Below are 12,944 nucleotides of genomic sequence, written 5' to 3'. Positions count from 1 at the left end.
GAAGCAACTAAGTAAGCAACGAGGGTAACATGGCAGAAATTCCTGCAAAGTTGGTGAAAGAACTGCGCGGAAAAACCGGCGCAGGCATGATGGATTGTAAGAAAGCGCTGAAAGAGACTGAAGGCGACTTAGAAAAAGCCGTGGAATGGCTGCGCCAAAAGGGCATCTCTTCTGCGGCCAAGAAAGAAGGTCGGGTTGCCGCCGAAGGCCTCGTTCATAGCTACATCCACGTGGGTGCTCGCATTGGTGTCTTAGTGGAGGTCAACTGCGAGACTGACTTCGTTGCCAAAGGTGACGACTTCAAAAGTTTGGCCCAAGATGTGGCGATGCAGATTGCTGCTTGTCCAAACGTGGAATACGTCAAAGTTGATGAAATTCCCCAAGAGTGGATTGAGAAAGAGAAGGCCATTGAAATGGGCCGCGAAGATTTGGCGGAAAAGCCAGAAAATATTCGCGAGAAAATTGTTCAAGGCCGAATTGATAAGCGACTGAAAGAACTGTCTCTAGTGGATCAGCCGTTCATCAAAGATCAAAACATCACTGTAGATGAGTTGGTGAAAAAGACAGTTGCCCAGCTCGGGGAAAACATTCGGATTCGACGCTTTGCGCGGTTTGTTCTGGGTGAAGGCATCGAGAAAGAAGAGGTCGATTTCGCTGCCGAAGTTGCTGCCCAAACTGGCGGCAAGTGACGCCCTTGGGTGTGGTTGTGAAGTTATAGCGAGCCAGGTAAGTTGTTAATTGCTGACCTGGCTTTTTTATGACATTACGTTGGCTAGGTTCAAACAGGCCAAGCACCCGTGCCCATTGACAGGGGAACCTGAGGCAATATGAGGTCATCAAGATCCGCCGTTCAACGTCGGGGTTGCATAATGACTTTCGGACGAATATCTTGCAGCTCGTTTTCCGGTTCGCCTGTTCACGGTTGAATTGGTCGCTGAAGTTGTATCTAACTCAAGATGCTGGCAACTGCTCCTGATTCAAGTTGCGAACATCTGCCGCTATTGTGATTGAAACCTCATGGCCAGAAGCCTTGACCAAATTGCGACAGACCTCGCCAAATTAGACGCTTCCACCCAAGATCTTGATCAAGCTCTACAAACGGTTTACCAAAGCTATTTAGGGATCATTGGTCAAGCCGTCAAACGCCAGTTAATTCTGGCCGCGTACCACCTATGTACGCAGGCATATCCAGAAGAGTTTATTGCGCTCACGGTGGCACAGCGCGAGCAGCTACAAACCGGTTTACGTCAGCTGGCGGCCCAAGGACAAGACCAAATTGCTCAACTAGGCCAAGTCAGCAATCTCGCTGACTTGGCGGCACAACTCGAAGAAGCGGTAGTTGCCAAATACGGAGCCTTTGCCTCAAACACCGATGACGACGATGACGATGATCCGCAAACGGCATCGCCTGATGAGTCCTCTCCACTGGCTGACTTGCCGCCCCCCGCAGAGACATCGACCGTAGAGTCTGCTGACTCATCGTCGATGGTTTCAGAGCCAGCGGCTGCACAGGCTGCCTCGACGCCGGGCTCGTCTGCAGCGGCGGCAGAACAGTCTGATTTTGATGCTGCTTCTGAAGAAGCGGCGGTGATGCTACAGCGGCTGAGTACATCACTGTCCCTATTTTCGATTCTGGAAGCCGAGCCCCTCACCCCGATCAGCCTCGCCAAACGCCATGTGCTCTTAGAACGTCATCTGCGGGCAATTTTGCGAACCCTTTCGAGCTTGGCCAATCACTTACTCAAGCAGGCGAATGTTTTGCCAGATCTGCCAGACATGGTGATTGCCGCGGCGACTGAAGCGGACGGTGATAGTCCAGGGCCAAGTCAACCTAATTTAGTCAGTGTGCTAGTTGAGATGGCCGATCGCCGTGATGACCTTCAAGACGATGACGACGAAGTGCTTGATGACGACGACGCCTTTGAGAGTGACGAAGAGCCCGAGCATGAGATGACTCACCTGGTGGCGATTAATTTGCGCTTAGCAGATGTGGAATTTGCCGATGCCCAGGCCGCGTTGTGGCGCGGGCGCTTGCAGGAGACCCTGTATAAGCTCAAACGTCTCGGTCGTCGGTATCGCACGCTGCGGCAAGAGCAAGCCCGGGCAGAGGCAGAACATGCTTGGCGGGCCATCTGGTTTGACGACTAAGGCACTTGCAATGTTGTCCTGCTGGCAAGCGATATCGGGCCTGCTTCAACGGCAATCGGTTTTGAGGGACGGGGGTTGGGCTGGTGATCTGTGTTAATCGAGCACCGACTGGATTCATCGGCTCGGTGAACGCAGCGTCACCCTCGCGATCGCCTTATTTCAGGCTTCAAACGCGGTCCACGCTGCCCCTTGGATTTTTCTGGTCAGGCGATGGGTGACACCAGGGCAGCACACTGCAGAAGCGTGGTTCTAGCTCCTACAGCCAACTGGATTCACCGCAGGACTAGGCAGTCGAGTCTAAATTGCTCCCAGGGCCTTGACCATTCTGCCACTCAGTCACCCGACTGCCTAGTCACGCCTGAGCTAGCTCCCTTCAACTTGATCGCGATACTCATCGGCCGACATGGCATCGTCTAGATCTTCCAGATTTTCGGCTTTGATTTTGATCAGCCAGGCATCGCCGTAGGGGTCATCCACAATCTGCTCAGGGGAATCCACGATCGCTTCATTCCGCTCCAGCACATCGCCATTTACCGGGGATTTCAAATCTTCCACCGCTTTCACTGACTCCACCGTGCCAAAGGTTTCGCCTTTTTCGACGGTATCACCCACGTCCGGCAATTCTAAAAAGACGATGTCGCCCAGCTGATCTAAGGCAAAGGCGGAAATCCCGATCGTCACGATCGCGTCATCTTCATCAACCCGCGCATATTCGTGGGTGTCCAGGTACTTCAAATCATCGGGAAACTCAAGGGCCATGACCGTTCTCTCTTGTAATCACGCGCTGTTGCCAGTGTCGCACGCCTGTTAGCGTATTTATCAACCCCAGTTGTGTCAACTCATGACGTTTTGCGTTTATAAAAAGGTTTTTTCACGACTTGAGCGGGAAACGTCTTGCCGCGAATTTCGACCGCTAGGGATTGTCCCACTTTGCCCAGGTTAGCGGGGACGTAGGCTAAGGCGATGGGGTAGCCCAACGTTGGTGACAAGGTACCACTGGTGACAATGCCCACGGCTGCCCCATCCTGCATAACGGGATAATCGTGACGGGCGATGTTGCGCCCCTCCATCTGTAGCCCCACTAAGCGCCGCGCCACGCCGTCCGTACTTTGCTGCTCTAGCACTTGACGACCGATAAACTCGCCCGCCCCATCTAGGTGAACGAGCCACTTCAGTCCCGCTTCTAGCGGGGTGGTGTCGTCAGTGATGTCTTGACCATACAAGGCCATGGCGGCTTCGAGGCGCAGGGTGTCGCGAGCGCCGAGACCGCAAGGCATGACGCCATTTTCGACGAGGGTTTGCCAGAGTGCTTGCCCACCGTCGGCGCTCATCATTACTTCAAAGCCGTCTTCGCCGGTGTAGCCAGTGCGGGCCAGAAACGCGGGTTGGCCCAACACGGTGCCTTCGATGTGGCCAAACCGACCGACTTTGTCGAGATCTTCGGCGGTGAGGCGCTGCAATTGGGCCACCGCTTCCGGGCCTTGGACAGCGATGAGGGCGCGATCGCGCGACACATCCTCAAACGCGATATCAGCTGACAAATGCTCCGTCATCCAAGCTTTGTCTTTGTCGGTGGTGGCCGCATTCACAATGATGGCGACCCGCTCGCGGCCATCCAACTCGGTGCCCTGAGAGTAGATGATCAGGTCGTCAATGATGCCCCCTTGGGGATTCAGCAGCACGGTATATTGGGCTTCCCCCGGCGTCAGGCGGCTGAGGTCGGACGGCACTAGCGTTTGCAAGGCGGCCAGCACGCCCTGCCCCCGCAAAAAGAACTTGCCCATGTGCGATATGTCGAACAGACCCGCCGCTGTGCGCACGGCCTGATGCTCTTGTTTAATACCGCTGTACTGCACGGGCATTTCCCAGCCGGCAAATTCGGTGAAGCGGGCTTTGAGATTGGCGGAAAGGTCGTAAAGGGGCGTACGCAAAGAGGTCATGGGCGATGGAGGGATAGGTCGATCGCTCTTGATTGTAAGGGGTATTCCGCCCCCTGGCTGCTGGGGACTGGTTTCGCGTCACGCGGCTACTGAGCCCCCTGAATACCCTTGGCAAGGGGGCGGGGGCTCCAACAAGCACGCTCAGCAGCTACGTGTCTCGACGCCGCCGGGGGCTGGAAGTCGGGGTTAGCTGACGTAGTAGTCGCGGGTGCCACGGGCGCTGTGGGCTTCCTCTAACCTTTCGAGGGCGTGGACATAGGCGGCGGTGCGCGGGGGAATGGCGAGGTTTTGGGCAATGCGCCAGATTTTTTCCGCTTCCTCAATTATTTTAGTTTTGAGCCGATCGCTGACCTCGGCTTCAGTCCAGTACAAGCCACTGCGATTTTGCACCCACTCGTAGTAGCTGACGATAACGCCTCCCGCATTCACCAAAATGTCGGGAAACACATATACCCCTTTGTCTTCGAGAATGCGATCGCCCTCTGAGGTAATCGGCCCGTTCGCCACTTCAAAGATATATTTGGCCTGCACCAGGGGGGCATTGTCGGCGGTGATTTGGTTTTCCAACGCAGCGGGAATCAAAATATCCACATCCAGCGTGAGGAGATCTTCATTGGTGATAGTTTCTTGACCATCGACTAAATTACACACCGTACCTTCGCAATACACCGCTTGTAGGCTGCGGGTCGAGGCTTTGAACTGTTGCAAACTGGGAATATCGAGGCCGCGATCGCAATACACCCCCCCGCGCGAGTCGCTGACGGCGACCACCTTATAGCCTGCATCAAAGAGTAACCGCGCAATCACGCTGCCCGCATTGCCAAACCCCTGCACCGCGACGGTGGTTTCGGCGGGGATCCGGTCAAACTTGGACAACATCGCCTGGAGCACATAAAACGCCCCAGTGCCAGTGGCCCGATCGCGCCCCTGACTGCCGCCCATGCCCAACGGCTTGCCCGTGATCACCGCTGGGCATAATTGGCGACGAATGATGCTGTACTGATCCATCATCCAGCCCATAATCATCGGGTTGGTGTAGACATCCGGTGCCGGAATGTCGATATCCGGGCCAATGAAATCGGCGATCGCATCCACATAGCCCCGGCTGAGTCGTTCCAACTCAAACTTCGAAAGTTCCTTGGGATTGAGCGTAATCCCACCTTTTGCCCCACCAAAGGGCAGATTGACCGCCGCGCATTTGAAGGTCATCCAAAACGCGAGGGACTGCACCTCATCCATGCTGACCTTGGGGTGAAAGCGGATGCCCCCTTTGGTCGGCCCCCGCGTATCGTCATAGCGCACCCGATAGCCCTCAAACACCCGCAGCGAGCCGTCATCCATCCGCACAGGAATCGAAACCTTGAGACTGGCTTTGGGAAACTGCAACCGCTCGCTGGCATCCTCGGAAATCTGCACATGTTTCAGCGCCCGCGCCAGTCGCCGATTTGCATCCGACAATAATGAAGCTGTCATGATACCTCTTTTCATCGCCAACGATGACCCCTAGTGGCAACGATGTAGGAGCCATGATGTGGCTGAATAAATTGTGATTGGATAATGTCATTGTCCCGTCTACAGTCAGGGCATTTGAATGTATCCAGATGAATTGTCACTGGAGTCTACAAAACTTAAAGGCTGTCGCCCCTGAGTCGGCCAGAGCTCTACAATCTGGGCATACTAGCTACGCTAAGCGGCTAAATACATTAGCAAGCTTGGTTACCACATCCGTAGTATTTCGGATGTTGAGTAAACCCTATAGGCCCTCATGTCTAATCTCAATCGTGAGTCTCAACCCGTTGATGAGCGCTCTTGGTTATCCGCAGGAAAGTCCTCGTTTTTCTTGCCTTTGAGCCTGACTTTATCGCGTGAACATCTGGGTCAGCTATTTGATGAGTTGTCGGTTGCCGGACTCCTGATTAATCCACAGGGTCGATTTTTGGCCGCTAATCAACAAGCGTGCGACTTATTCGGTGTTGGCCCACAAAAGTTGCTGGAGCGATCGCTCCAGCAACTTTTAGTCACCGCTGAAACACCAAACAGTGATGCGTTAATGCCCCCCATTCAGGCATCTTGCCATGGACTTCTGACCTTGCAGAATGACCATGGGCAACCGCAATCATTACATTTTTCAGTAATTGCGAATGTGGGGGAGGATATCCATTTATTAATGTTGCAAGAAAGTCAGCCAAACATCTTTCAGGGATTACAGTTGGCGGCGGCGATCGCCCCTTCGCTACCGCCCGAGAATGCCTGTTATGCGCTCGCGGATACCGCTGCCCAACTGCACTTACAAAGTGTCGCGCTGAGCGCCTGTGCCGATGCCGTTGTCATTACCGATCGCCACGGCACGATTGAATGGGCGAATCCCGCGTTTACTCAACTCACGGGCTATAGCCTGGATGAGGCGATCGGGTGTAATCCGCGTGAGTTGGTCAATTCTGGGCAACAGGATCCAGCCTTCTTTCGACAGCTTTGGCAAATCATTACGGCGGGAGAGGTGTGGCGCGGCGAAATCATTAACCGTCGCAAAGATCAGACCCACTATGTCGAAGCCATGACCATCACGCCGGTATATAACCAGGCCGCAGAAATCACTCATTTCATTGCCATTAAACAAGACATTACCGAGCGCAAAATTGCGGAACAACGCCAACAAGAACTCACCGCCCAGGTTAATCACTATGTGCAAGCCTTAGAACAAATGAATCAGGCATTGCGACTGAGTGAGCAACGATATCGCCACGTCATCGATACCCAAACGGAACTGATTTGTCGATTAACGTCAGACGGCACGCTGACCTTTGTCAACGAAGCGTATTGTCGCTTTTTTCAGCGCTCGTCCGCTGAGTTAATGGGGAGTAACTTTATTGACCTCGTGCCCCCTGAGCATCAGGCGCAGGTGAGGCAACAAATCGTCGAATTGCAGCAGCTTTCGAGCGATCGCCCCATCGTGACCCATGAGCATATGGTGATCGGGGCCACCGGCCAGAGGGCATGGCACCAGTGGGTGAATCAGGCCTTTTTTGATGCGCAAGGGCAGCTGATCGAGATTCAGGCGAGTGGCCGCAACATTACCGACTATAAGCAGGCCGAGCAAACCCTGCGCGATCGCGAGCAACAGCTCAATCTTTTTTTCATGCAATCGCTAGACGGCTTCTTTTTCATGATGCTGGACGAGCCGATTGCATGGCACGACAGCGTCGACATCAATGCCGTCCTCGATTACATCTTGGCTCACCAGCACATTACAAAAGCTAATCAAGCCTTCTGCCAGCAATATGGGCTGAGCCAAATTGATCACATTCTGGGGTGGACCCCCAACGACTTCTTTGCCCACGATCGCCCCACGGGTCGCGCCATTTTTCGACAGTTATTTGACGAGGGTCGTCTCCATATCGACACCCATGAGCGGCGGGTTGACGGTACCCCCATCTGGATTGAAGGGGACTATCTGTGTCTGTATGACGATGCCGGGCGCATCACTGGGATCTTTGGCGTTCAGCGCGATGTCACCCAATTGCGGGATGCCGTTGCCAACTTGGCCGAGAGCGAACAACACTATCGGCTGTTGGTCGAAAACCAAACTGATTTCATTCTGCAACTCGCGCCTGATCGCACGTTACTGTTTGCCAGTCCGTCCTACTGTCAACTCTTCGACAAAACGCTGGCGGAGTTGATTGAGACGGACTTTCGTCCCCCTGGCCATCCCGATGATCACGCCGCCGTCCAGCAACAGTGGGACGCCCTGTGGCAACCGCCCCACAAGAGTCGCTTAGAGCAACGCACCCTCACTAACCAGGGCTGGCGGTGGTTGTCTTGGTCGAACCAAGCCGTGTTGGATAAGGCCGGACAGGTGACGACGATCGTCGCCGTGGGGCGCGACATCACCGATCGCAAACAGGCTGAGCAGGACTTGCAACGCTCTGAACAGCGGTTTCGCAATGTGTTGGAAACGCTGGCGATGGTCGCCATCATGACCGACTCGCAGGGCAATATTTTATTCGCCAATGACTATGTGCTATCCCTGACGGGTTGGCAGCGCGATGAGGTGATCGGCCAAAACTGGTTCACGATGTTTTTGCCGATAGAAATCCGGTCAGAGTTACAAGCGATTTTTAATCAGACCATCAATCAAGCAGATTTTCCGACTTATTACGAAAATGAAATCGTCACGCGAACGGGCGATCGCCGCCTCATCGCCTGGAATAATACTGTGCAGCACAATGACCAGGATGAGGTCATTAATTTCACTTGCATTGGCGAAGACATTACTGAGCGCAAACAGGCCGAGCGGGAAATTCGCGACCTCTCGCAGCGTCTGGCGCTCGCCACCACATCTGCCGCGCTGGGCGTTTGGGAACTGGACTACACCACGGGTCAGTGTGTGTGGGACGAACGAGTGCGGCAAATCCATGGCCTAACTGCCGACCTAGAGCCGCCCAACTTTGAAACTTGGCTGAGCACGTATCTACATCCTGAAGATAGCCATCAGATGGAGGCCTTGGAAACAGCATTGCATCAGGGCGAGAATCAGCTCCAACTAGAATTTCGGATTAGACAAGCCGACGGCGAAATTCGCAATCTCGAAGCGCATCTGACAGTGGTGCGCAATCTGGATGGCGCGGTACAACGACTCATTGGCTTAAATCGGGATATTAGCGATCGCAAAGCCAGCGAACACAGCATTCGGCAACTGTCGAGTCGCTTGCGCCTGGCTACCCAGTCGGGCCGCATTGGCATTTGGGAGTTCGCCCCTGATACTAATACGCTGTGGTTTGACGCCCGCATGTCAGAAATTTATGGCCGGGAACCCATCGCCAAAGACATTGCTTACGACGATTGGGCGGCGAGTATTCATCCTGAGGACGTGCACGTTTTAGACCGCGAATTGGCTGACCTGCGTGGCGATGCCACCGAAATGCACAAGCACTATCGGATTATTCGCCCCAATGGTGAGGTGCGCTACGTCGAAGACCACGCCATCATCATTCGCGATGCCCGCGGGCAAGTGCAGAAGATGATCGGCATCAATCTCGACGTGACGGAACGCGCCGTGGGCGAGCAGGCCATGCGGGAAACGTCGCAGCGCCTCGCGATCGCCAGCGAAGCCGCACAACTCGGCATTTGGGACTGGGATATGGTCACCCAAACCCTGACGTGGGATGAGCGGCAGCATACGATTCACGGCCTGTCTCCTGGTGAGTTTGAGGGCACCTACGAAGCCTGGCAGCGCTTAGTCCACCCCGATGATTGGCCCGGCTTGCTGGCCACGTCAAAGGCTGCACTACAGAGGGATGCCATTTACAGTGTCGAGTTTCGGATTATCCGGGCTGATGGGGCAGTGCGATATCTCGAGACCTATGCGCAGATTTTGCGCGATGCGGCGGGGCAGCCCATTCGCATGATTGGTGTGAATCGCGATATTAGCGATCGCCACCAAAAAGAAATCATCTTGCAGGAGACGACCCAGCGCCTCACCCTCGCGACTGAAGCCGCTCACCTCGGGATTTGGGAATGGGACATCGCCAGCGATCGCACCTTTTGGGATGAGCAGATGTACGAGATTTACGGCATCACCGTCGCCGAGCATTCGGGTCGCCATCAAGACTGGTACGCCATGGTGCATCCTGACGATCTGGCCATCGTCCAAGGCGAAATTGCAGCGCAGCAGTCAGAACAACCGGGTTTTCATTCGGAGTTTCGCATTATTCACCCCACTGGCGAGATCCGCCATATTGAGGCCCACGGCTACTTTGTTCGCGATGCTAACGGACAGGTGGTGCGGGTCATTGGGGTGAATGAGGATATTAGCGATCGCAAGCAATCGGCACTGGAGCTCGTCGAAGCCCATGAAATTCTCCATGCCCTGATGCACAATTCCCCCGCCATCATCGAACTGTATGACGAAACCGGGCGCTATCACAAAGTCAACGCCATCACGGCTGAATTTTTAGGCAAACCCGCCACTGCGATTGAAGGACACTACTTTTCTGACCTGCATTCTCATGAAGTAGCTGCTCTCTTCATGTCACGGGTTCAGCAATTGGTCGCGACCCAGCAACCCCTAGTGATCGAAGACCGCCTACAAAAAGACGGCCAAGAGCGCATCTTACAGTCCGTGCTGTTTCCCGTATTGTCACGGCCCGATCAGCCCCAACTTTTGGGATTAGTGGCCACCGACATTACCGATCTCGTCACTGCGCAAGACCGACTACGCCAGCAGGCTGAGCGCGAGCGACTGCTGCGCGAGCTGACCGCAAACATTCGCCACAGCCTCGATCTCGACACCATTTTGCAGACAGCGGTGATACGGATTCGCGAATTTCTGCACACCGATCGCGTCCTCATTTATCAGTTCGCCCCCGATTGGAGTGGCGATATCACCGTGGAGTCGGTCGGTACCGAGTGGATCTCGGTATTAGGCGAAACGCTGCGCGATCCCTGTTTTGCCGATAAGTGGACAGAGTCTTATCGCCAGGGACACATCAGCCAAATTACCGATGTCAGCACCGCCGATGTTTTGCCCTGCTATCGCGAGTTCTTGCAGCATTATCAGATCCAGGCGAATCTGGTGCTGCCCCTCGTGGTGAATGAGCAGCTGTGGGGCTTGTTGTGCATTCACCAATGCCGTAGTCCTCGGCATTGGCAACCCGACGAAGTCGAGTTTGTGAAGCAATTATGTGAGCAAGTCGAAATTGCGGTCCAGCAAGCTCAGCTGCTCGCTACCTCGCAACGAATTGCCCAGCAAGAGCAACTGCTGAATGAAATTGTTAACAGCATTCGCGACAGCCTGGACTTGCAGGAAATTTTGGAGCAGACGACTCAAACTCTGTTAACCGTGTTTCAAGCGGGGCGTTGTGCGATTTCACTGCGCATGACAGACGACGATACTTTGGAATATTGGGCATCGTCTGCGCAACCCGGCCTAGCTTCGTTGCAGGGGCAGCAAGTGAGCGGGCAGGACTGTCTCCTCATCGCGGCAGTCTCCTCGCAAGCGGCTCCAGTGGCCAGTCATGACGTCACGCAGGATCCTCGCCTCACCGCAGTTGTGGATATTTTGTCACAACTCGACATCGGGGCCATGTTGACGGTGGCGATTCGTGACCAAAATCAGTTCAAGGGTCTCCTCTGCATACATCATCCCGTGGCGCGACAATGGACTGACCAGGAATGTGCGCTGATTAAACAAGTGGCCGACCAGTTGGCGATCGCCATTCAGCAGGCGGAGCTGTATCAACAGGCCCAAGCCGAGTTGCAGCAACGGCAGCGACTCGAAGATCAGTTGCGACATGATGCCCTGCACGATGCCCTCACTGGCCTGCCCAACCGCGCTCTATTTTTAGAGCGGCTGCAACTGGCCCTGCGGCGCTATCAGCGCCACCAGCGCGACCCCGTCGAGGTGCCGCCAACCCACGCCTCCACCGAGTTTGCCGTCCTATTTCTTGACCTCGATCGCTTCAAGGTCATCAATGACAGTCTCGGCCATGCCGTGGGCGATCAGCTATTACAGCTAGTAGCAGAACGGCTCACCAATTGTTTGCGAGACATCGACATTGCGGCCCGGTTAGGGGGCGATGAATTTGTGGTGTTACTCGAAGATCTCGCGGAGCCGCAGTTTGCCATTGAGGTGGCTCGGCGCATTCACAATGTGTTGGAATTACCGATTTTTCTCGACGATCGCGAAATCTTTATTCGCGCCAGTATTGGCATCACGTTTAGCAGCAATTACCATACTGCGCCGGAGCAAATCGTGCAAAATGCCGATATTGCCATGTATGAAGCGAAGAAAGGCAGCCACGAATATGTGGTGTTTGATGCCTCCATGCATGCGATCGCCCTAGAGCAGATGACGCTGGAACATGATCTGCGCCATGCGATTAACCGTGAAGAATTTCGGCTCCATTTTCAACCGATTGTCGCCCTCTCAACGGGGCGCATTGTGGGGTTCGAAGCATTGGTGCGGTGGCAGCATCCCACCCGAGGGCTCCTCTATCCAGGAGCCTTTGTCGAAGTTGCCGAAGATACCGGACTCATCGCCGCTATTGACCTGTGGGTTTTGAATCAGGCTTGCCAACAGCTCCGTCGGTGGCAGCAGATGGAGCCAGAGTTTCAAGACATAACGATGAGTGTCAATTTGTCGGGGCGGCAATTTTCGCAACCCGATCTCATCCAGCAAATTGACCATGCCCTAGCTGCCGCAAATTTGGCCGGGCGATCGCTCAAGCTCGAGATTACCGAGAGTGTCTTAATTACCAATAGCGCCCTCGCGGTGCAAACCCTGAATGAATTTCGGGCGCGCGATATTGCCGTCTGCATGGATGATTTTGGTACCGGCTATTCATCCCTCAGCTATTTGCACCAATTTCCGGTCGATATTTTAAAGATCGATAAATCGTTCATCTTGAATCTTAATGCTCGCCAGTCTAATCCGCGTGATTATGAAATTGTGAAAGCGATCATTAACCTGGCCCTTAATCTCAATTTAGTAGTCATTGCCGAAGGCATCGAAAATCACGATGTTCTGGTGTACTTGCAGAAAAACAAATGTCAATTTGGCCAGGGCTATTACTTTGCGCCAGCCCTCGCCACGCAAGGGGCCACAGCTCTCCTGCGGCGACCTCCTTTTTAAGGTCATCCCTTATACACAAGTTGGTGCATCGCTTGTCGGGGAAAGGTTGCAGCGATCTGTTGCGGCAGTTTTATGGGCTGTTGTAGAACCTCTCCTAAGCCCTCCGGGCAGGCTACGCCCACGCCAGGAGAGGAACCGGCAGCCTTGATAAACCTCTCCTTGGTAAGGCTACTAAGTACACATAAATCCCTCCTGGGCTAGTGACCATCCCTGAAAGATGGCCTCAA

6 protein-coding genes are annotated in these 12,944 nt (G+C 54.3%); 3 read left to right on the top strand and 3 right to left on the bottom strand.

Annotation, left to right across the window (positions count from 1 at the left end):
* The first annotated feature begins 29 nt into the window (after positions 1-29).
* Positions 30-689 (top strand): translation elongation factor Ts, encoded by a 660-nt coding sequence (tsf, locus tag JUK32_RS26860; RefSeq protein ID WP_204141964.1) that lies wholly within the window; start codon positions 30-32, stop codon positions 687-689.
* A gap of 328 nt (positions 690-1,017) precedes the next feature.
* Positions 1,018-2,148 (top strand): hypothetical protein, encoded by a 1,131-nt coding sequence (locus tag JUK32_RS26855; RefSeq protein WP_204141963.1) that lies wholly within the window; start codon positions 1,018-1,020, stop codon positions 2,146-2,148.
* Between the two features lie 363 nt (positions 2,149-2,511).
* Here the strand turns inward: JUK32_RS26855 and gcvH are convergent, their stop codons facing one another.
* The 3 genes from gcvH to JUK32_RS26840 all read right to left on the bottom strand — a co-directional run bounded on the left by gcvH (position 2,512) and on the right by JUK32_RS26840 (position 5,561).
* Positions 2,512-2,907: a glycine cleavage system protein GcvH gene (gene gcvH / locus JUK32_RS26850; protein WP_204141962.1), complete on the bottom strand. Its 396-nt coding sequence runs from the start codon at positions 2,905-2,907 to the stop codon at positions 2,512-2,514.
* A gap of 80 nt (positions 2,908-2,987) precedes the next feature.
* Positions 2,988-4,088, bottom strand: a complete 1,101-nt coding sequence (gene gcvT / locus JUK32_RS26845) for a glycine cleavage system aminomethyltransferase GcvT (protein WP_204141961.1) — start codon at positions 4,086-4,088, stop codon at positions 2,988-2,990.
* Positions 4,089-4,274: 186 nt separating this feature from the next.
* Positions 4,275-5,561: a Glu/Leu/Phe/Val dehydrogenase gene (locus JUK32_RS26840; RefSeq protein ID WP_204141960.1), complete on the bottom strand. Its 1,287-nt coding sequence runs from the start codon at positions 5,559-5,561 to the stop codon at positions 4,275-4,277.
* Positions 5,562-5,853: 292 nt separating this feature from the next.
* Here JUK32_RS26840 and JUK32_RS26835 point away from each other — a divergent pair, with 292 nt between their 5' ends.
* Positions 5,854-12,717 (top strand): PAS domain S-box protein, encoded by a 6,864-nt coding sequence (locus JUK32_RS26835; protein ID WP_204141959.1) that lies wholly within the window; start codon positions 5,854-5,856, stop codon positions 12,715-12,717.
* The last annotated feature ends 227 nt before the right edge of the window (positions 12,718-12,944 follow it).

The organism is Halomicronema sp. CCY15110 (genome assembly GCF_016888165.1).
In the GTDB taxonomy this organism is placed as follows: domain Bacteria; phylum Cyanobacteriota; class Cyanobacteriia; order Phormidesmidales; family Phormidesmidaceae; genus Halomicronema.
Note: the sequence above shows the minus strand (reverse complement) of the source record. Positions and strands in the feature narration are given on the sequence as shown.